The sequence below is a fragment of the Plantibacter sp. VKM Ac-2885 genome (genome assembly GCF_015351205.1).
Classification (GTDB): domain Bacteria; phylum Actinomycetota; class Actinomycetes; order Actinomycetales; family Microbacteriaceae; genus Plantibacter; species Plantibacter auratus.
This window is the reverse complement of sequence record NZ_JADKSK010000001.1, coordinates 2,071,334-2,090,801: the sequence shown is the minus strand read 5'-3', so window position 1 is coordinate 2,090,801 and position 19,468 is coordinate 2,071,334. Positions and strand designations below refer to the sequence as shown.

16 protein-coding genes and 1 tRNA gene are annotated in these 19,468 nt (G+C 69.7%); 2 read left to right on the top strand and 15 right to left on the bottom strand.

Going from position 1 to position 19,468, the window contains the following annotated elements:
• Positions 1 to 135 precede the first annotated feature (135 nt).
• From ITJ66_RS10060 to dusB, 5 genes are all read right to left on the bottom strand, one after another.
• Positions 136 to 208 (bottom strand) — tRNA-Asn (locus ITJ66_RS10060).
• Between the two features lie 94 nt (positions 209 to 302).
• Entirely contained in the window at positions 303 to 1,151 is an 849-nt protein-coding gene (locus ITJ66_RS10055) for an ATP-binding cassette domain-containing protein (RefSeq protein WP_194644494.1), read from the bottom strand.
• A gap of 102 nt (positions 1,152 to 1,253) precedes the next feature.
• The gene (gene dnaG, locus ITJ66_RS10050; RefSeq protein ID WP_137241788.1) at positions 1,254 to 3,128 is read right to left on the bottom strand and encodes a DNA primase; all 1,875 of its coding nucleotides are present in this window, start codon (positions 3,126 to 3,128) and stop codon (positions 1,254 to 1,256) included.
• 88 nt (positions 3,129 to 3,216) lie between these two features.
• The gene (locus ITJ66_RS10045; RefSeq protein WP_194644818.1) at positions 3,217 to 4,422 is read right to left on the bottom strand and encodes a deoxyguanosinetriphosphate triphosphohydrolase; all 1,206 of its coding nucleotides are present in this window, start codon (positions 4,420 to 4,422) and stop codon (positions 3,217 to 3,219) included.
• 67 nt (positions 4,423 to 4,489) lie between these two features.
• Complete coding sequence (gene dusB, locus ITJ66_RS10040; RefSeq protein WP_085510729.1) at positions 4,490 to 5,650, bottom strand: tRNA dihydrouridine synthase DusB; 1,161 nt, start codon at positions 5,648 to 5,650, stop codon at positions 4,490 to 4,492.
• Between the two features lie 51 nt (positions 5,651 to 5,701).
• On the opposite strand from dusB, the gene ITJ66_RS10035 reads away from it, so the two are divergent.
• Positions 5,702 to 6,220 (top strand): aminoacyl-tRNA deacylase, encoded by a 519-nt coding sequence (locus tag ITJ66_RS10035; RefSeq protein WP_194644493.1) that lies wholly within the window; start codon positions 5,702 to 5,704, stop codon positions 6,218 to 6,220.
• Positions 6,221 to 6,356: 136 nt separating this feature from the next.
• Here ITJ66_RS10035 and ITJ66_RS10030 read toward each other — a convergent pair whose 3' ends face one another.
• Genes ITJ66_RS10030 through recO form a run of 3 tightly spaced genes read right to left on the bottom strand, consistent with a single transcriptional unit; the run spans position 6,357 to position 8,621 of the window.
• Positions 6,357 to 7,037 (bottom strand): DsbA family protein, encoded by a 681-nt coding sequence (locus ITJ66_RS10030; RefSeq protein ID WP_085510728.1) that lies wholly within the window; start codon positions 7,035 to 7,037, stop codon positions 6,357 to 6,359.
• 28 nt (positions 7,038 to 7,065) lie between these two features.
• Positions 7,066 to 7,887, bottom strand: coding sequence for an isoprenyl transferase (locus ITJ66_RS10025; protein ID WP_124769218.1), 822 nt, complete (start codon positions 7,885 to 7,887; stop codon positions 7,066 to 7,068).
• Complete coding sequence (gene recO / locus ITJ66_RS10020; protein ID WP_064293640.1) at positions 7,884 to 8,621, bottom strand: DNA repair protein RecO; 738 nt, start codon at positions 8,619 to 8,621, stop codon at positions 7,884 to 7,886. Before recO ends, ITJ66_RS10025 begins: the two co-directional genes overlap by 4 nt.
• 83 nt (positions 8,622 to 8,704) lie before the next feature.
• On the opposite strand from recO, the gene ITJ66_RS10015 reads away from it, so the two are divergent.
• On the top strand, positions 8,705 to 9,373 hold the full coding sequence (locus tag ITJ66_RS10015; protein WP_079705760.1) for a trimeric intracellular cation channel family protein: 669 nt from the start codon (positions 8,705 to 8,707) through the stop codon (positions 9,371 to 9,373).
• Positions 9,374 to 9,379: 6 nt separating this feature from the next.
• Here the strand turns inward: ITJ66_RS10015 and ITJ66_RS10010 are convergent, their stop codons facing one another.
• From ITJ66_RS10010 to ITJ66_RS09980, 7 genes are all read right to left on the bottom strand, one after another.
• Positions 9,380 to 10,792 (bottom strand): FtsX-like permease family protein, encoded by a 1,413-nt coding sequence (locus ITJ66_RS10010; protein WP_194644492.1) that lies wholly within the window; start codon positions 10,790 to 10,792, stop codon positions 9,380 to 9,382.
• Positions 10,789 to 11,547: an ABC transporter ATP-binding protein gene (locus tag ITJ66_RS10005; RefSeq protein ID WP_194644491.1), complete on the bottom strand. Its 759-nt coding sequence runs from the start codon at positions 11,545 to 11,547 to the stop codon at positions 10,789 to 10,791. Before ITJ66_RS10005 ends, ITJ66_RS10010 begins: the two co-directional genes overlap by 4 nt.
• 109 nt (positions 11,548 to 11,656) lie before the next feature.
• The gene (locus ITJ66_RS10000) at positions 11,657 to 12,367 is read right to left on the bottom strand and encodes a response regulator transcription factor (RefSeq protein ID WP_228501554.1); all 711 of its coding nucleotides are present in this window, start codon (positions 12,365 to 12,367) and stop codon (positions 11,657 to 11,659) included.
• Entirely contained in the window at positions 12,364 to 13,548 is a 1,185-nt protein-coding gene (locus tag ITJ66_RS09995; protein ID WP_194644490.1) for a sensor histidine kinase, read from the bottom strand. The genes ITJ66_RS10000 and ITJ66_RS09995 overlap by 4 nt, the downstream gene beginning before the upstream one ends.
• Positions 13,549 to 13,674: 126 nt before the next feature.
• The gene (gene leuA, locus ITJ66_RS09990; RefSeq protein WP_079705755.1) at positions 13,675 to 15,435 is read right to left on the bottom strand and encodes a 2-isopropylmalate synthase; all 1,761 of its coding nucleotides are present in this window, start codon (positions 15,433 to 15,435) and stop codon (positions 13,675 to 13,677) included.
• A gap of 146 nt (positions 15,436 to 15,581) precedes the next feature.
• The gene (locus ITJ66_RS09985) at positions 15,582 to 18,107 is read right to left on the bottom strand and encodes a bifunctional lysylphosphatidylglycerol flippase/synthetase MprF (RefSeq protein ID WP_194644489.1); all 2,526 of its coding nucleotides are present in this window, start codon (positions 18,105 to 18,107) and stop codon (positions 15,582 to 15,584) included.
• Positions 18,107 to 19,378, bottom strand: coding sequence for an esterase family protein (locus ITJ66_RS09980; protein ID WP_191940951.1), 1,272 nt, complete (start codon positions 19,376 to 19,378; stop codon positions 18,107 to 18,109). The genes ITJ66_RS09985 and ITJ66_RS09980 overlap by 1 nt, the downstream gene beginning before the upstream one ends.
• Positions 19,379 to 19,468: the final 90 nt, after the last annotated feature.

Here is a 19,468-nt window from a genome sequence, read left to right as displayed (position 1 = left end):
CCGGACATGCAACGAGGCCCGAAGAGTGGAGTCTTCGGGCCTCGTTGCCTAGTCTACGGCGTCCCTGCCGGTTTCGTGAAACCGGCCTCGAACGACGAATCCCCCGGTCCATATGGACCGAGGGATTCTGTGCAGCTCCTCGAGTTGGACTCGAACCAACAACCTATCGATTAACAGTCGATTGCTCTGCCAATTGAGCTATCGAGGAATACGTGCTTCGACCGGCCGGACGAATCCGGCCTCTGCGTTGCAGCGCGTATCTACTGTAGCAAAGGATTCGCAGACTCCAAATCGACACGCGATCAATCGATGCCGACGGCCTCGGGCGTCTCGTACTGGGTCTCGGTGCCGCCCGACTGGGCGAGCGCTGCGAGGAACTCGTGCGGCGGATCGGCGAGCATCGCGTCGATCGGGCCGTAGCCCACGACCCGCGACTGGTGGAGCGCCAGGACGTCGTCGGTCACCTCGCGGAGCATCGCGAGGTCGTGCGTCACGACGATGACCGTGCCGCCGTCGCGTCGGAACCCGTCGAGCAACTCGGTCACCGTGTGCCGGACCGTGATGTCGATGCCGGCCGTCGGTTCGTCGGCGATGAACACCTTCGGACCGAGGACGAGGGCGCGCGCGATCGCGATGCGCTGCCGCTGACCACCGCTCAGCTCGTAGGGGTACTTGTCGAGGCTGGAGAGGGGCATCTGCACGGCGTCCAGCAGTGTGGCGACCCGGACGCCGAGCGCCTGCTCGCTGAACTTCTTGTCGCGCGCGAGGACGGGTTCGGAAATGAGCTCCGTGACGGTGAGTTCGGGCTTCAGGTGCGCACCGGCCTCCTGCTCGAGCAGCGACACTTCGAACGTGAGTTTCGTGAGTTCTTTGCGGCCCACCTTGCGCATGGAGCGACCGAGCGTGCTCGCGTCGCCGCCGGACACGAACGGACGGGAGTCCGCTCCGGTCAGGTGGCGTCCGGACAACACGCGCATGAGCGTGCTCTTCCCCGAGCCCGAGCTGCCGATGACCCCGAGCGAGCCGCCGACGGGCAGCTCGAAGCTGATGCCGTCCAGGGCTCGATTGCTCGGGCTCACGCCGTGCGCGGCGTAGTCGACGCTCAGATCGCTCGCCCGGACCGCCGGTCCGTCCTGCTCTGGGTGCTTCATGAGACCTCTCCTTCCGGTGCACGGGGAGCCACCGGATCGCCATCGAGTGTATCCGGCGATCCCGGCGGGGCCACGTGCCACGCTCGGTGGAGGCGGACCGCGTCAGGCCTCGGCGCGGAGCGCACGCCGTTCCGCCTCGACGTCCGCGAGCTGCCGCGTGATCTCCCGGTGCGACTCGTCGCGGGGGTCGGTACGGCGCAACGACCCGAGCAAGGCCGCCTTCCGACCGAGGAGGTCGCGGTCGATCAGCGCCCGCGCGATGTCCCGGACATAGCTCGGCAGCTTCTCCTCGTTCGTCTCGGGCAGTGGTGACACCCCGAGCTCGCGGACCAGTCCGTCGAAGCCGGGTGGGACCTGTGCGATGACGGTCTCGAGCCAGGCGTTCGTCCCGAGGTGGTCCAGGCTCACACTCATGGCGTCGCGCACCACGGCGAGGGAACTGTTGGCGACCGAGCTCTGGACCGCGCGCTCCAGCATGGGGCGTTCGAGGTGCTGGGGCAGCTGCAGGATCGCACGGAGGGCGTCTTGCTCGAGGCGCGTCGATGGGTCCTTGGGCAGGTCGTTGAGCGAGGCCTGTCGCTCGCGCGGCGGCTCGGCAGCGGGTGCGCCGGTGCCCTGCTGGCGGGCGTCTCGTGCGGAGTTCTGTGAGCCTCCTGCGGCGGCACCGCCGGCAGCCCGCACGGCGCGGGCCACCTCGTCGAGTTCCATGCCGAGCTGCTTCGCGAGCACCCGGGTATACCCGGGACGGAGCGAGGGATCGCGGATCTCGGCGACGACCGGAGCGGCCGCCCGGAGTGCGCCGACCCGGCCCTCGACCGTCTCGAGGTCGAATCCCGCCAGCGTGCGCCGGATGATGAACTCGAACATCGGCTCGCGGCCGTCGACCAGCTTCCGGATGGCGCCGTCGCCGCGGTTGAGGCGGAGGTCGCAGGGGTCGAGGCCGTCGGAGGACACGGCGACGTACGTCTGGGCGGAGAACCGCTTCTCCTCACCGAACGCACGCGTCGCAGCCTTCTGCCCGGCCTCATCAGGGTCGAACGTGAAGATGACCTCGCCGGTGGCGGAGTCGTCGCCCATGACGCGGCGGATCATCTTGATGTGGTCGACCCCGAACGAGGTCCCGCAGGTCGCCACCGCGGTGGTCTCCCCCGCCAAGTGGCAGGCCATGACGTCGGTGTACCCCTCGACGACGACGACGCGCTTGCCGCGCGAGATGTCGCGTTTGGCAAGGTCGAGGCCGTAGAGGACCTGCGCCTTGTGGTAGATCGCCGTCTCCGGGGTGTTGAGGTACTTCGGCCCCTTGTCGTCGTCGCGGAGGCGCCGGGCGCCGAAGCCGAGCACCTGCCCGGTCGTGTCGCGGATGGGCCAGATGAGGCGTCCGCGGAACCGGTCGTAGACCCCGCGGTCGCCGCTCGACACGAGCCCGGCCGCGAGCATCTCCTCGTCGGAGAATCCGCGAGACCGCAGCGCCTTCATGAGGTGGTCCCAGCCGGCAGGCGCGAACCCGATCCCGAAGTGGTCGGCAGCGGCGGCGTCGAAGCCGCGTTCGCCGAGGAACCGCCGCCCGAGGTCGGCGTCGCCGTCGTGGAGCTGCTGCTGGAAGTACTCGGCGGCAGCCTGGTTGGCGGCGAAGAGCCGAGCCCGGTTGCCGTGATCGACCTTGCCGCCGCCCTCCTCGTAGCTGAGCGGGTACCCGATGCGCTGAGCGAGACGTTCCACCGACTCCGCGAACGTCACGTGGTCCATCTTCTGCAGGAAACTGTAGACGTCGCCGCTCTCGCCACAGCCGAAGCAGTGGTACAGCCCGACCGTGGGGCGCACGTGGAAGCTCGGGCTGCGTTCGTCGTGGAAGGGGCACAAGCCCTTCAGCGAGCCGACGCCGGCGGACTTCAGCGAGACGTAGTCGCCGACGACGTCGCCGATGTTGGTGCGTGCCTTGACCTCTTCAACATCGCTCTGTCGAATCCGTCCGGCCATGCTTCGATCCTAGTCTCGTGCGTCCATCGTCCATCCCTGAGGGCCTCCGCGCAGCGGAGTCGGAGGCCCGCTCCCGTGTGGAGGAGCGTCAGGCGCCGACGTGCCGTTCATGCCAGGAGAGGGCGCTCTGATCGGTCAGGCTCGCGATCTGGTCGACGACGACGCGACGGCGTTCCGCGTCGGACCCGGCTGCCCGCCAGTCCGCCGCGAAGCCGACGTCGAGGGCCGACTCGCCGAGCGCGAACACCGCGTCCGACAGTTCGATGAGGATCTCCCGCTGCCGGACGTACAGCGGCTGGCGGGAGTCGCTGTACATCACGAACGCGGCCACGATCCCCTTGAGGAGGGCGATCTCGGCCTGGATGCCGTGGGGCACCACGACGTCAGCCCCGAACCGCACGAGGCTGGCCTGCGGGAAGGCCTCGCGGGTCGCCGCGGTCGCCGCACCGGCGAACCGACCGATCATCTGGCTCGTGAAGTTCTTGAGGCGACCGAGGTCGCGCCGGGAGCCGTCCCAGGCGGTGATCCAGGTGTGCGAGGACTGCAGCCGGTCGAAGGCGGCGGCGAGGTCCTCGTGGGTGAAGTCGTCGCCGGCCCAGGACAGCGCCGTGTCGATGAGGCGGTCGTGTCCTGCGCGCGCGTTCAGGAACGCCGGGTCGATGTACTCCCCGACGACGGCGTCCTCGAAGTCGTGCACGGAGTACGCGATGTCGTCCGCGAGGTCCATGACCTGCGCCTCGACGCAGCGGACGCGCTCGGGAGCGCCGGCTCGCAACCAGCGGAAGGCCGCAGAGTCCTCGTCGAAGAACCCGAACTTGGCGCGACCACCGGGATCCGGCACCGACTGGGCGGCCGGCCACGGGTACTTGCAGCTGGCGTCGAGGCTCGCGCGCGTGAGGTTCAGACCGTACGGCTCGCCGTCGGGACCGAAGACCTTGGATTCGAGGCGCGTGAGGATCCGCAGGGTCTGGGCGTTGCCCTCGAACCCGCCGATCGCGGCGGACCAGTCGTTGAGTGCTCGTTCGCCGTTGTGACCGAACGGCGGGTGACCGAGGTCGTGCGCGAGGCACGCCGTGTCGACGACGTCCGGAGCGAGGTCGAGGCTGGCTGCCAGCTCGCGACCGACCTGCGCAACCTCGAGGGAATGGGTCAGACGGTTCCGCGCGAAGTCGACACCGCTCGTCGGGCTGAGCACCTGTGTCTTGGCGGCGAGTCGCCGCAGGGCACTGGAGTGCAATAACCGTGCACGATCGCGGGCGAAGTCGGAGCGTCGCGTCGAGTGGTGCTCGGGCATCCAGCGTTCTTCGTCGTGCAGGGTGTAGCCGTCCCGGTCCGTGGAGACGCTCCCCCGCTCGATGATGCTATCCGCCACTGTGGTCCAGTTCCGCTCCCGCGATCTCGGTCTGCTCGTCGGCACCCAGCGACTGCGAGTCGAGCCAGCCGTACGGCAGTGCCGGTCGTTTCGGCGTGCCGGCGCGCCCACGCTGGCCTTCGGCTGCGGCACCCGGGTAGGGGGCCGTCCAGTCGAGGGTCGCGAGCAGGTCGTCGAGCTGGTCGAGCGACTCCACGGTCGCAAGGCTCGCGCGGAGGTCACCACCGACGGGGTAGCCCTTGAAGTACCAGGCGACGTGCTTCCGGATGTCGCGGCAGCCGCGCTCCTCGCTCTCGAAGAACTCTGCCAGGAGCTCGGCGTGACGCCGGAACGCGGCCGCGACGTCGCCCAGGGACGGCTCTGCCTTGCCGCCCTCGCCGGCGAACGCCGAGCTGAGGTCGCCGAAGAGCCAGGGGCGACCGAGGCAACCGCGGCCCACGACGACGCCGTCGCAACCCGTCTCGTCGACCATCCTGAGGGCGTCCTCGCCCGACCAGATGTCGCCGTTCCCGAGGACCGGCACCGAGGTGACCGTCTCCTTGAGCTTGGTGATCGCCGACCAGTCCGCGTGGCCGGAGTAGAACTCGGCGGCGGTCCTGGCGTGCAGCGCGATCGACGCCACGCCGGCGCCCTCGGCGATCCGGCCGGCCTCGAGGTAGGTGAGGTGGTCGGAGTCGATGCCCTTGCGCATCTTGATCGTGAGCGGGACGTCGCCTGCGGCACGGACCGCGCCCTCGACGATGTCGCGGAAGAGCCCGGTCTTCCAGGGCAGCGCCGCTCCCCCGCCCTTGCGGGTGACCTTGGGCACCGGGCAGCCGAAGTTGAGGTCGATGTGGTCGGCGCGATCCTCGGCGACGAGCATGGTGACGGCCTCGGCGACCGTCTTCGGGTCGACGCCGTAGAGCTGGATGGACCGGAGCGTCTCGCTCTCGTGGTGCTGGATGAGCCGCATGGTCTCCGGCGTGCGTTCGACGAGCGCACGGGAGGTGATCATCTCGCTGACGTACAGTCCGGCGCCGTATTCGCGGCACAGGCGACGGAACGCCGTGTTGGTGATCCCGGCCATGGGGGCGAGCACGACCGGCGAGTCGAGCACGATGGGCCCGATCGCGAGGCTCGGGCGCTGCGAGAGCGTGGTAGGAAGAGACATCACCCTCGATTCTCCCAGATGATCGGCGCTCCCGCGCCCAGTGAGGACCACATGTCAGACGCCGTCCCGCCCGCCGACCTCCAGCCGTCCGGCCGCGAGCGCGTCCGAGCAGCGGCCGCCGCACTCGGTCTCGACGTGGAGCTGGTCGAGCGACCGCCCGCGCGCAGTCTCCACGAGGCGGCGGAGCTGCTCGGCATCGAGCCCGCGGACATCGTCAAGACGATCGTCGTGAAGCGTCGCAGCGGCGACTACCTCTTCGCCCTCGTGCCGGGCGGCCGCAAGATCTCCTGGCCGCCGTTCCGCACGCTGCTCGGTGTGAACAAGCTCGCGATGCCGGACGCGGCGACCGCGTTCCAGGCGACCGGCTACGAGCGGGGCACCATCACCGTCCTCGGTGCGAGCGCTCCACTCCCCGTCTACGCGGACGAGCGCATCCTCGAGCGCGGTGGGCGCATCTCGATCGGCGCCGGCGAGCACGGGTGGAGCGCCTTCGTCGACACGGCGGAGTACCTCACCGCCATCGGCGCCGTCACCGCGGACCTCACCGAGCCGGAGGAGCCTCAGTCCTGAGCCGGCTCCGGCGGGAGCACGAGACAACTGTCGCCCTCGCAGACGACGGCGTCGCCCCCGAGGAGTCGGAGCGCCGGCCGGACCGTTGCGGGCTGCTGATCATCGACGCTGCGCTCAGGGGACGCCGTCTCCGTGCTCACGCCTGCACCGGCTCGGTGCTCGCGCGTTCCGTCCAGACCTGCTCGAGGACCTGCGTGAACGCGGCCGCCTCCTGCGCCCCGGACACCCCGTAGGCGCCGTCGATGACGAAGAACGGGACGCCCTGGATGCCGTACCCCTGTGCCGTCGCCTGGTCCTCGCGGACCGCCTGCGTGTACTGGCCGGATTCCAGCGCCGAGACCACGGCGGACCGGTCGAGCCCCACCTCGACGGCGAGGTCGGCGAGGTCCTCGATGCGACCGACATGACGGCCCTCGGTGAAGTAGGCCCGTAGGAGGCGCTCGGTCATCTCGAGCTGCTTCCCCTCCGCCTTGGCGAGGTGCAGGAGTTCGTGCGCCTTCACCGTGTTCGTGTGCTGGAGGATGCCGAAGTCGTACTCGAGACCGGCGTCCGAGGCGATCCCCGTCACCCGATCGAGCATCTGCTGCACCTGGTCGGCCGGCATGCCCTTGTGCTTCACGAGGAAGTCGATCTCGGTGCCGTCGAAGTCGACCGGGGTGTCGGGTGCCAGCTCGAAGGAGTGGTACTCGACCTCGACCTCGCGTCCGTCGCCGAGCTGCGCGAACTCCGCCGCACCCCGCTCGAACTTGCGCTTGCCGATGTAGCACCACGGGCAGGCGATGTCGGACCAGATGTCGATCTTGATGGGTTCACTCATGTCAGGGCCAACCACCGACACCCGTCGGTCATTCCCCCGAGGGCGCCGGGGCGTCTGGCACGTCGCGCGCGCCGCCGAAGCGGCGGTCACGTCCGGCGTACCGCTCGACGGCCTCCCAGAGCTGACGCCGCCCGAAGTCGGGCCAGAGGGTGTCGAGGAAGACCATCTCCGCGTAGGCCGACTGCCACAGCTGGAAGTTGCTGGTGCGCTGCTCCCCGGAGCTCCGGACGAAGAGGTCGACGTCCGGGAGGTCGGGCAGGTAGAGCCGACTCTGGACGAGACGCTCCGAGACGGCCGACGGCTTGATGCGGCCGGCGGCGACGTCGTCGGCGATGCTGCGGACCGCGTCGACGATCTCGTTGCGACCGCCGTAGTTGACGCACATGGTGAGCGTCAGGCGGTCGTTGTCGCGCGTCAGCTCCTCCGCCGTCTGGAGCTCCTTGATGACCGAGGTCCACAGCCGCGGCCGACGCCCCGACCAGCGCACGCGCACGCCCCACTCGTTCAGTTGGTCGCGCCGTCGATGGAGCACTTCGCGGTTGAACCCCATGAGGAAGCGGACCTCGTCGGGTGAGCGCTTCCAGTTCTCCGTCGAGAACGCGTACACCGACAGGTGCTTGATCCCGAGTTGCAGGGCACCGGCCACGACGTCGAGGAGTGCGGCCTCGCCCGCCTTGTGCCCTTCGACACGCGTGAGTCCGCGTCGGTTCGCCCACCGGCCGTTGCCGTCCATGACGATCGCGACGTGCGACGGCACCTCGCCCTTCGCGAACTCGGGCGGGACCTCCCCCGTCCAGTCGATCGGTTTGAACGGCACCGCGTCGCGGTGGGTGTATGGCTTCGGGGTCACCCGCGGCTCCGATCCTGTTCGAGGTGCGCGAGCGACCGCAGGCCGCGCTCCAGATGCCATTGCGCGTAGGCGGCGGTGAACCCGCTCGCCCGTGACGCCGTCTGCTCGGCGGCGGCCTCCGCGTACTCCCAGTCGCCGGAGAGCAGTGCTCCGAGGAGCGAGAGGGTGTCGGCGTCCAAGCGAGGGCTGCCCGAGGGCGCGCAGTCGTCGCAGACGACCCCGCCGAGCTGCACGACCACGTGGGAGTACTCGCCCTCCGTGCCGCACCTCGAGCAGGCGCCGAAGCTCGGTGCCCAACCGGCGAGCGAGAACGCACGGAGCAGGTAGGAGTCGAGGGTGAGCCGCGGACCGTGCTCATGCTTCGAGAGCGACCGCAGGGCGCCGACGAGCAGCAGGTACTGCTGCAGGGAGCCCTCGGACTCCGTCAGGCGATCGGCCGTCTCGACCATCGCGCTGGCGGCGGTGTAGCTCCCGTAGTCGGCGCTGATCTCGGCGCCGTACGAACCGAGCGACTCGGCCTGGGTGATGGTGTCGAGGCTGCGGCCCTCGTAGAACTGGACGTCGGCGACCATGAACGGCTCGAGCCGGGACCCGAACTTGGAGCCGGTGCGACGGACACCCTTGGCGACCGCCCGGATCTTGCCCCTGCTGCGTGAGAGCATGGTGACGATGCGGTCGGCCTCGCCGAGCTTGTGGGTCCGCAACACCACCACTTCGTCTCGATATACCGGCACGCATCGATTATCCCGCCTCGCACCGACAACGTGACCCGGGAACCGCCGTCGGGGATCGAAGGAGCGCCTGGAGAGATGAAGCCGTGAACGAGGTCCTCTTCGTCGTTCCGCTGTGGGTCGACCTCTCGGCGGTCGCCATCGGCGCCGTCCAGGGCGCGATGTTCGCGGCCAGATTCCAGGATCGTCAGCTCGACTGGCTCGGCGTCGCCATCATCGGCGTCGTCGTCGGACTCGGCGGCGGTCTCATCCGCGACATCCTCCTCGGACAGGTGCCGGCGTCCCTCCAGAACAACTGGTACCTCCCCGTCGCCTCGGGAGCCGCCCTGCTCGGGATGTTCCTCCTGCGCACCATCACGAGGCTCGGGCCGGTCATCATCGGTCTCGACGCCCTGACGATCGGCATGTTCGGAGCGATCGGCTCCACCAAAGCCCTGGCAGCCGGCCTGCCGGTCATCCCGGCGATCTTCGTCGGCACCGTCTCCGCTGTCGGAGGATCGGTGCTCCGCGACGTCATGCTCGGTGTCCCCGTCGCCCTCATGCACGTCGGGTCGCTCTACGCCGTGGCGGCCGCGGTCGGGACCGCCCTCCTCGTCCTCGCCGTGACCTTCGGTGCGCCGCTCGGGATCGCGGCGATCGTCGGTGTCTCCTCGACCGCGGTGATCCGCCTCCTGGCGGTCCGGTTCGGGTGGACGTTGCCCGAGCAGCGCCAGATCGGCGGATGGCGGATCTGGCGCCGCTCGACGCGCGGCTGAGTCGTCTCAGTCGACCGCGAGTGCCGCGACGGGCGCGATCCGGGTCGCCCGACGTGATGGGGCGACCGAGGCCACAGCCGTGAGGAGTGCGGCGAGCACGACGATCACGGCGACGATGGCCCACGGGATGACCGGGAAGATCAGCCCGGGCGAACCGTTGATCGCGCCGAGCATCGACTGGGCACCTGCCCACCCGTAGAACGTCCCGAGGACGAGGCCGACGACGACGGCCGCGATCGTCAACTGGGCCGCCTCGATCACGATCATGCGACGGATCTGCGCTGCGGAGAACCCCAGGGCGCGGAGCAGCCCGAGTTCGCGGGTGCGTTGCAGGACGCTGAGCGAGAGGTTGTTGACCATCCCGACCGCGGCGATGAGCGCGCTCAACCCGATGAGGGCGGAGAAGACGCCGACGGTCGTCGCGACCACGGCCTGCGTGCCCTCGTAGACCTCCGGATTCGCAGCCTGCGCGTTCAGCACGAACTCCTGGAAGTTGGCCGCTGCGACCGCGAACATCGTCACGAGGGTGACGCCGATCACCAGACCGATCGTGGTTCGTGAACTGCGCTCCGGGTAGCGGACGGCGTTCTCGGCGGCGAGTCGAGCCGTCGCGGAGGTGCCGAACAGCCGACCGACCAACCGCAGCGCCGGCGGCATCACGAGGTGCGCACCGAGCACGAGGCCGGAGAAGGAGACGATCCCGCCGACGATGCCGATGAGCACGCCGAGCGGCGACACGAGCCCGACGCCGACACCGGCGAGCAGGAGCAGGACACCGACCACGAAGAGACCGATCGCGACCGCGTTCCGGGCGGGCCGCGCGGTGGCCTCCTCCCGGCTCAACTCCTGCGATCCTCCGATCGCCTGCATCGGGGTGACCGTCAGGACGCGACGCGCGCCGATCCAGGACGCGAGCCACGTGGTCAGGACGACTGCGACGACCGGCAGGAGCACGGCCGGTTCGACGATCGCGTACGGCAACTCGGGCAGCACACCGGTCGCGACCCCGATCCGCACGAGCGCGAAGGTCGCGAGGAGCCCGACGAGCAGCCCGGCTCCCCCGCCGAGCAGGCCGACGACGACGCCCTCCTTCGCGACGGCGCGACGCTGCGATCGCGCCGTCGAACCGATCAGGCGGAGCAGCGCGATCGTCCTCGTCCGCCCGGCGACGATCGTCGCGAACGTGTTCGCCGTGACGATCGCACCGACGTACACCGCCAACGAGACGAACACGGCGGCCGCGAGGATGAGCATGATCACCACGGTGCCGCTCGACCCCGTGACGTCGTCGGCCAGGATGAAGGTGGAGAGCACACTCGTGACCATGAGCAACAGGACGCCGAACGAGGCGCTGAGCGTCGCGACGAGGAGGCTCGCGCGATGCTCGCGGGCCCGGGGGCCGAGGTCCGCCCGGCTCATGCCGCACGCTCCATGTTGAGCATGAGCGCTGAGATCTGCTCGGCGGTCGATCGGGGACGGTCCTCGACCACCCGGCCGTCCGCGAGGAACACGATCCGGTCCGCGTAGCTCGCGGCGATCGGGTCGTGCGTCACCATCGCGATGCTCTGCCCGTATTCGGTGCTGGCCGCCGCCAGCAGGGCCAGGACGCTCCGCCCGGTGCGCGAGTCGAGGTTGCCGGTCGGTTCGTCCGCGAAGAGGAGCTCGGGTCGCGTCGCAAGGGCACGCGCGATCGCGACGCGCTGTTGCTGTCCGCCCGAGAGTTCGTGCGGGCGGTGCCCGAGTCGGGAGGCGAGTCCGAGCGTGCTCACGAGCACGTCGATCCAGCTCTGCTCCTCACCGGTCGGACGGCGGGCGTCGAGTTCGAAGGGCAGCCGGATGTTGGCCGCGACGTCGAGCGTCGGGACCAGGTTGAAGGCCTGGAACACGAAGCCCATACGACGCCGACGGAGGATCGTGAGCTGCCCGTCGTCGAGGTCCGTGATGTCCTGGTCACCGAGGCACACCCGCCCCGCGGTGGCCTGGTCGAGGCCGGCCATGATGTGCATGAGCGTCGACTTACCCGAGCCGCTCGGGCCCATGATGGCGGTGAAGCGGCCCCGCTCGATCTCGAGGCCGACGCCGTCGAGGGCGACGACCTGGTTGTCGGCTGGTCCGTAGCTCTTCCGGAGTCCGTGGACGCTGGCGACGACGGACTGTTGTGCTGAAGTGGTCATACTCCGAAGCTACGGAGCGAGGTGCCGGGTGCGCGTCGGGCGCACGAGCGACCCTGGTACATCGCGGGGATGATCCTCGATCACTCCACAGGTGCCCGCTGGACCGCCGTCAGACCAAGCCGTGCTCGAAGGCGAACACGACGAGCTGGACCCGGTCGCGCACCTCGAGCTTCGCGAAGATCCGGCTGATGTGCGTCTTCACGGTCGCCTCGCTGAGGAACTCGGCGGCGGCGATCTCGGAGTTGCTCAGCCCGCGCGCCGCGAGGAGGAAGATCTCCCGCTCGCGCGCCGTGAGCTCGGCATACCGCTGCGGTGCGGCCGGAGCAGCCGGCGCCTGCTGGAAGTGCTCGAACAGCTCGCGGGTGGCCGACGCGGCGATGACCGCGTTCCCGGCATGGACGGTGCGGATCGCTGCGAGCAGGAACTCCGGCTCCGCGTCCTTGAGCAGGAACCCGCTCGCACCGGCTCGGATCGCCGTCGCGGCCGCCTCATCGAGATCGAAGGTCGTCAGCACGACGATCCGTGGCCGCTCGCCCCCGCGCGCGTCCGCCTCCGCCAGGATCGTCTTCGTCGCCTCGATCCCGTCCATGACCGGCATCCGGACGTCCATGAGGATGACCTGCGGGCGCGTGCGTGCGGCCAGCTCGACCGCTTGACGCCCGTCGGAGGCCTCGCCGACGACACGGAGGTCCGGCTGCGAACCGATGAGCATGCGGATCCCGCCTCGGAACAGCGCCTGGTCGTCGACCAGCGCGATCGTGATCGCCCCCGCTGCCGTCGCGTCACTCGGATCGGTCATCTCGTCACTCGGATCGGTCATCTCGTCACTCCCACCGTCGCGTACGGGATCGATGCGTAGACGGTGAAGAGACCGTCCACCAGGGTCGTCCCGAACCTGCCGCCTGCCAGCGTAGCGCGCTCGTTCATCCCGGCGAGTCCGTGCCCCGTGCCGGCCTTCGGCGGTTCGACCTTGGCCCGGTTGACGACCCAGAGCTGCAGCTCGGGTCCGGTCCAGTCGAGATGGACGTCGATCGGCCCCCGATGGTCGCCGTGTCGGAGCGCGTTCGTGAGCGCTTCCTGGATGATCCGGTAGACGGCGAGCTGCGAACCGGTCGCCACCGGTCGTTCCTGACCGTGGCTCTGGACCACCACGTCCAGTCCGGCTCCTCGCAACTGCTCGTAGAGCCGGTCCAGGTCGGCCATGACCGGCTGCGGGCCCTCGGTCTGTTGGAATCGCAATTGCGCGAGCAACACCCGGACGTCGGCGAGGGCCTCGCGGGAGATGCTCGAGATCGTCCGCAACGCCTGGTCGGCCGAGTCCGGGTCTGCGGCCAGCGCATATCGGGCACCGTCGGCCTGCGCGATGACCACGGCGAGGGAGTGCGCGACCACGTCGTGCATGTCGCGCGCGATCCGGTTGCGCTCCTGCTCGACCGCGACGTCGCGCTCGGCCAGGAGCTGCGCCTGTCGGCTCTCGCGGGCGAGCCGCCAGGTGCGCATGAGGACACCTGCGGTCCAAGCGAGGCCGAAGAAGGCGGCGAACGCGAGGAACATGAACAGCCCGACCGTCACCTGCGCGACCGGTGTCATGTCGTTCGCCAGACCGAAGGTGCTGATCTCAGCGGAGATGTTGGAGGTCCAGCTCGGGACGACGATCACATAGAACGCGATGAGCGCGGCTCCGACGAACGCAGAGGCGAAGGAGATCCAGCGCAGGGCCCGTCCGCCGTAACTCGCCGCCGCGTAGAGCACGACCGGGATCGCGAAGTTCGCGGGATCGGGTGCCAGGAGGAGCAGCATCTGCGCAAGCGCCGTGACCCAGGCGACGGCGAGGGAGATCCCGGGAGCCAGGCGGCGGAGGGCGAGCGCCACGCACATGCCGAGCAGGACGATGACGTACTGGGTCGGCCGAGCGGCGTATGCCGCGAACGTGACGAGGAACAGCACCGAGGGCAGCGCGATGTCGAGGGCCAGTTGGCCGGGTCGGAGCGAGCGGAGCATCCCCCAACCGTACGACCTGGCGGCCGGTCACCCCGTCCTCGCGCGGGAAGATCATCCTCCGGGTGTACACCGGAGGACAGCGCTGCGCCGGGCCGACCCGAAGGCCGACCCGGCGCAGCGGGATCGTCAGATGGAGGCCAGTTCCCGCGCCTCGACCTGCGTGCGCACGGCCCGGTTGACCGCCGAGACGACGGCCTTGAGCGAGGCCGTCGCGATGTCGCCGTCGATGCCGACGCCCCAGAGGCGCTGGTCGTTCACCTGGAGCTCGACGTAGGCGGCCGCCTCGGCGTCGCCTCCGGCGCTCAGCGTGTGCTCGACGTAGTCGTACAGCGTGACTTCGATGCCGCGGCCGGAGAGCAGGTTGAGGAAGGCCGCGATCGGGCCGTTGCCGGTCGAGGTGCGCTCCTCGACCTGTTCGCCGTCGCGAAGGGCGACCTCGAGGACCACGGTGCCGGCGAGGTCGCTCGACGTCTTCGTGGACTGCAGTTCGAACCGACCCCACTTGGCGTCCGCGACCGCGGCCGGAAGGTACTCGTCCTGGAAGATCGACCAGATCTGGCCGCTCGTCACCTCGCCGCCCTCGGCGTCGGTCTTCGCCTGGACGACGCCGGAGAACTCGATCTGCAGGCGCCGCGGCAGGTCGATCGCGTGATCGGTCTTGAGCAGGTAGGCGACACCGCCCTTGCCCGACTGCGAGTTCACGCGGATGACCGCCTCGTAGCTGCGCCCCAGGTCCTGCGGATCGACCGGCAGGTACGGGACAGCCCACTCGAGGTCGGCGACGTCCTTGCCCTGCGAGACGGCGTCGACGGACATCGCCTCGAAGCCCTTCTTGATCGCGTCCTGGTGCGAACCGCTGAAGGCTGTGAAGACGAGGTCGCCCGCCCACGGGCTGCGCTCGTGCACCGGCAGCTGGTTGCAGTGCTCGGCCGTCCGTTTGACCTCGTCGATGTCGCTGAAGTCGATCTGCGGGTCGACACCCTGCGTGAACATGTTGATGCCGAGGGCGACGAGGTCGACGTTGCCGGTCCGCTCACCGTTCCCGAAGAGGCACCCCTCGATCCGGTCGGCGCCGGCCAGGTAGCCGAGCTCGGCTGCCGCGATCGCGGTTCCGCGGTCGTTGTGCGGGTGCAGGGAGATGATGATGTTCTCGCGGTTGGCCAGGTTGCGGCTCATCCACTCGATCGAGTCCGCGTAGACGTTCGGCGAGGCCATCTCGACCGTCGACGGCAGGTTGATGATGACCTTGCGGTCGGGCGTCGCCTCGAGGACCTCGACCACCTGGTTGCAGATGTCGACGGCGAACTCGAGCTCGGTACCGGTGTAGCTCTCCGGCGAGTACTCGTAGTAGATCTGCGTCCCGGGGACCGTCGACTCCATCTCGCGACACTTCCGGGCGCCGTGGAGGGCGAGGTCGATGATGCCCTGCTTGTCGCTGCGGAACACGACGTCGCGCTGCAGGATGCTCGTCGAGTTGTACAGGTGCACGATCGCCTGCTTCGCGCCGCGCAGCGACTCGTAGGTGCGTTCGATGAGGTGGTCGCGGGCCTGGGTCAGCACCTGGATGGTGACGTCCTCGGGGATCGCACCCTCGTCGATGAGGCTGCGGACGAAGTCGAAGTCGGTCTGGCTCGCGCTCGGGAACCCGACCTCGATCTCCTTGTAGCCCATCTTCACGAGCAGGTCGAACATGATGCGCTTGCGCTCGGGGCTCATCGGGTCGATGAGGGCCTGGTTGCCGTCGCGGAGGTCGACGGCGCACCAGCGCGGGGCCTCGGTGATCCGACGGTCAGGCCACGTGCGATCGGGCAGCGAGACGTCGAACTGGTCCTGGTAGGCGCGGTAGCGATGGACCGGCATGCCTGATGGGGTCTGGGTGTTCTTCATGATCCTGGGATCTCCTCGTGGGATTGGGGGTGAGCCAATGACGAACTCCGCGACGAGGGAGGCCTGGAACTAGGACTCGTCGCGGCAGCTAAGGAGGAGCAGACCGGAGAACACGTCGTCAGCATAGCACTCCCCCGCGCGGCCGATCAGGTGACCAACGAGGCGAGGTCTCGCACGGACACGTCCGGGAGGTACGCGCGCCCGACCGCGATGCCGATCGCCGGCAGGGTCAGCGGGTCAGCGTAGCCGAGGACGAGCGGACGCTCCTCGGGCTGGAACTTCCCCTTGAAGGCGAGGAGCGAGCGGAACCCGTACACGGGTTCGAGCACGTTCCCGAGGTAGGTCAGGACGCGGTCGATCCCGTCCGTCTCCGGCTGCGCGGTGCTCCTCGAGCGGGCGAGTGGAGCCCCGGAGAGGCTCATCTCCTCGATGCCGTCCTCCTTGAACCGCGCGGCGGCCTCGGCGATGAGGAACTCCATGACGCCGTTCATGCCGTCCGTCCGACGCCGCATGAAGTCGAGGGTCCAACCGACCAGCTCACCATCGCGTCGGACCGGGAGCCAGCTCGTGACACCGTGCAGCCGTCCGTGCTCGTCGACCGCGAGCAGGAGCCGGACCTCCTCGTCGACGAGCTCGTCGATCCCACCGAGGGTGAACCCCATCTCGGGCAGCTTCCGCTCGGCGACCCACTCCTCGGAGATCTCGGCGATCTGCGCCGCGAGCCCGACGCCGAGCGCCCCGTAGGTCGACCAGACAGCGGTGATCCCCGCACGATCGGCTCGGTTCACGGAGGATCTGATGTCCTGCCAGCGCTTGCCGACCATGCTCCAGCCCTGCGGGTGCAGGACCGTCTCCTCGGCGACCTGCACGGTGCGCCAACCGATCCGGTGGAGCGCTCCTGCGGTCTGCTCGTCCACGCTGTACAACGCCACCGTCAGGCCCGAGTCCTCACAGTGCTCGATGAACCGCTCGAGCACCCCCTGCTCGTGGCGGTGCATCCCGAAGAATCCGCCCGTGGTGACCGCGACCCCGGCGACGATCCGATAGGCGACACCCGCGCTGCGCTGTGGGTCGAACCAGGTGAGGTTGCCCGGCCAGGTGGCCATGTGCCCGATGGAGTCGCTGCCCTCGGCCAGGAGCTCGCGCAGGCGGCGCTCGTCGGCCGGCGCGATGGCGTTCGCGACCCGGCTCAGCGGCCAGACCGCGCCGAGCAGGATGATGCTCCACCAGACGGGTCCGACGGCGTGGAACACCACACCGGTGAGCGGCGCGACCGGCACGAAGCCCGGAAGGACGTTCCGCAGGTACGCGGCGGGGACGAAACGCTCCGGCGCCGCACGGAGGACCTCCCAGACGTCGGGTCTCGGTGAGAATCCTCCGGGTTGCAGCAGGGCGACGACCACGAAGAGCGCGGCGAGCACGACCCAAGATGCGCCGACCAGGGCGAGGTACCCCCAGGCACTGCGCCGGGTGGCCCGCACGGGGAACCCACGACGGAGCACGACCAGGAGCGCCGCCACGACGAGCGGCAGCAGGATCGCCGCCCACAGTGCTATCGCGATCTCGACGGACCGCTGCTGCGCACCGTGCCCCGTCCCGAGCAACGACGAGGGGTGTCCCGTCGGGTGGAGTCGCACCCCCGCCCCGAGCGACAGCGCACTCAGGACGGCGAAGGACACCATGATCGCCGTGGCGAACCAGACCGCGAACCGTCTGCCGCGGAGCAGGCCCCAGGCTGCGAAGAGCAGGGCGATCATGGGGACCACCGACAGGAGCACCGCTCCGAAGCCGTCGACGCGCACCAGCGTGAGGTCGCGCAGGCACTGTGCTGACACGCCGACGGTGCGGCATTGCCCGATGACCCGTCCGGCGTCCGGGATGTTCTGTTCGAGCAGGAGCACGAGCGGCGCGAGCGGACCGAGGTGCCGGCCGGACAGGAAGGTGATGAGCGGTCCGACGCCCATCATCGCGACGACGGACGCCAGGAGCACCCGGGTCTCGTGGTGCGAGCTCCGCACGCGTCGCACCGACGGGGTGGTCCCGGCGAGCAGGATCCCGAGCAGGACGCCGACCAGCGCTGCGAACAGTCGTGCGAGATCCTGCGGGAGCCCCGAGTACAGCAGCACGATCAGGGCACCGACGACGACGAACGCGCGGATCCGTCGACGCCAGAGCGGCCCGTGGAACGCACTCGACGCGGCGAGGGCGCCGAGCGCGCCGGCCACGGGGTCGAAGGCCACGATGCGGGCGACCTCGCCGCTCCAGAACTCGCCGCCGAGCGTGCCCAGGAGTTGGAGCCCGATGGCGAGCGCGTTCCCGGCGACCGCGGTCACGAGCACCGCCAGGAGCGTCTTGGCTGCGCCAAACCGTCGCTCGGCGAGCACCAGTGCGGGGACGCCGATCAGCAGGAAGGCGAGGAGCCCGAGCACCCCGTCGGTTCCCAGGGCGCCGGTCAGGAGTGCCCACCAGTGCCCGTCGACCACGACCTGCTCGTACCCCACGCCCGCCGCCTCACGGATCGCCGACCGCCAGGCCGGCGTCGCCACCGGCGGCGTCCGCCACACGAACGCACTGACCACGAGCACCAGCGCCGTGATCCCGATGCTCATCGGCACCGATCGGATCACGCCGGTCACGAGTCGACCGAACGGCGTCGCCCTCCCCGCGCGCATCAGGCGAGCCCGAATCGTGCGGCGATCACGGGGAGCGCTCGCTCGAACACCGTGTGCACGGTGTGCCAGTCGTGCGCCGTCCCGTCGGAGACGAAGGTCGTCGTCCGCATGCCGGCGGCCGAGGCCATCGCGGCGACCCGCCGGACGCCGGGACCGTAGCGGCTGTCGTCGCTGCCGTAGCCGAAGACACCGACGGTGTCCGCGTACGGGGTGTGTGCGGCGAGGATCGCGGAGGGGGCTGCAGCCTCGTACGCCGTCGCCGACCCGCCGAAGCCCTGTGCGATCGTCGTCGGTCCGATGGACGGGACGACCTCCCCCGAGATGTCGAGGATGCCGCCGTAGCGTTCGGGGTGCGCGGCGCCGAGCTGGATGGAACAGGTCCCTCCCTGCGAGAAGCCGGCGATGAACCAGTCCGTCCGCGATGCGGACACCGGGAGGTGCGCCGAGATCCACGCGGGGACGTCGACCGTGAGGTAGCTCGCCGAGTTGCCGAGCTGCCCGTCGACGCACATCGGGTTGCGGTCCGGAGCACCGAGCTGGTCGGGCACGACCACGATCGGTGCGAGACCCGCATGCGAGGCGGCGAAGCGGTCGAGGATCCCGGCGATCCCAGCCGACGCGAACAGGTCGGCAGGCTCTCCCGGCTGACCGCTGAACGCCTCGATGACCGGCAGTGCCGGCGGGTGTGCGGCCAGGGCGGCCGGTGGCAGGTAGACGAGCGCGTCCCGGTGGGCGAACCCGGAGGTCGTCGCCGGGATGTCCACGTGTTCGACCCGCCCGCCGCTCGGCAGATCGGCGGGTCGCTGCCACGTCGTCGTCGTCCCCCGGGCGGCAGGCAGGGCCGAGAACGACTGGTACGGGCTGATCCCCAGCGCCGCCCGCACCGTCGCGAACTCACCGAAGTCCTGGTTCACGCCGACCGCCCCGATGAGCAGGAAGACCGGGACCGCGAGGCTTGCCACGACGACCCGCCACGCCCGGGTCCGCACGATCGCGGCGATCGCGAGGGCGGCACCGGCGAACCCGACCGCCGCCCACGCACGGGTGACCGGCGTCAGTTCGATCCCGAAGACGTCGAACACGTCACCGAGCAACCAGGCCGTGGCATAGGCGAGGAGCGCCCCACCGCTCGCCACGAGCAGCATCGTCAGCCAGCCGCGAACCGTTCGGCGCCCGGTCAACAGGAGGATCGCCAGAAGGACGGCGGCACCGCCGACCCAGACGAGGAGCTCCGGACGATCCAGCCTGATGGCCAGCAACCAGTCGAACACTCGGACTCCTTCTCGCGACCCCGAGGACCAGTATGTCCGCGCGCTCGCGCGCCTGTCGGCCAGACGAAGGGTTCCACAGCGGGCCCAAAG

What these genes read in the sequence shown, in the direction of transcription:
- ITJ66_RS10055 (WP_194644494.1), bottom strand. Translation starts at nt 1,151, where the DNA reads ATGAAGCACCCAGAGCAGGACGGACCGGCGGTCCGGGCGAGCGATCTG.
- dnaG (WP_137241788.1), bottom strand. Translation starts at nt 3,128, where the DNA reads ATGGCCGGACGGATTCGACAGAGCGATGTTGAAGAGGTCAAGGCACGC.
- ITJ66_RS10045 (WP_194644818.1), bottom strand. Translation starts at nt 4,422, where the DNA reads ATGCCCGAGCACCACTCGACGCGACGCTCCGACTTCGCCCGCGATCGT.
- dusB (WP_085510729.1), bottom strand. Translation starts at nt 5,650, where the DNA reads ATGTCTCTTCCTACCACGCTCTCGCAGCGCCCGAGCCTCGCGATCGGG.
- ITJ66_RS10035 (WP_194644493.1), top strand. Translation starts at nt 5,702, where the DNA reads ATGTCAGACGCCGTCCCGCCCGCCGACCTCCAGCCGTCCGGCCGCGAG.
- ITJ66_RS10030 (WP_085510728.1), bottom strand. Translation starts at nt 7,037, where the DNA reads ATGAGTGAACCCATCAAGATCGACATCTGGTCCGACATCGCCTGCCCG.
- ITJ66_RS10010 (WP_194644492.1), bottom strand. Translation starts at nt 10,792, where the DNA reads ATGAGCCGGGCGGACCTCGGCCCCCGGGCCCGCGAGCATCGCGCGAGC.
- ITJ66_RS10005 (WP_194644491.1), bottom strand. Translation starts at nt 11,547, where the DNA reads ATGACCACTTCAGCACAACAGTCCGTCGTCGCCAGCGTCCACGGACTC.
- ITJ66_RS10000 (WP_228501554.1), bottom strand. Translation starts at nt 12,367, where the DNA reads ATGACCGATCCGAGTGACGAGATGACCGATCCGAGTGACGCGACGGCA.
- ITJ66_RS09995 (WP_194644490.1), bottom strand. Translation starts at nt 13,548, where the DNA reads ATGCTCCGCTCGCTCCGACCCGGCCAACTGGCCCTCGACATCGCGCTG.
- leuA (WP_079705755.1), bottom strand. Translation starts at nt 15,435, where the DNA reads ATGAAGAACACCCAGACCCCATCAGGCATGCCGGTCCATCGCTACCGC.
- ITJ66_RS09985 (WP_194644489.1), bottom strand. Translation starts at nt 18,107, where the DNA reads ATGCGCGCGGGGAGGGCGACGCCGTTCGGTCGACTCGTGACCGGCGTG.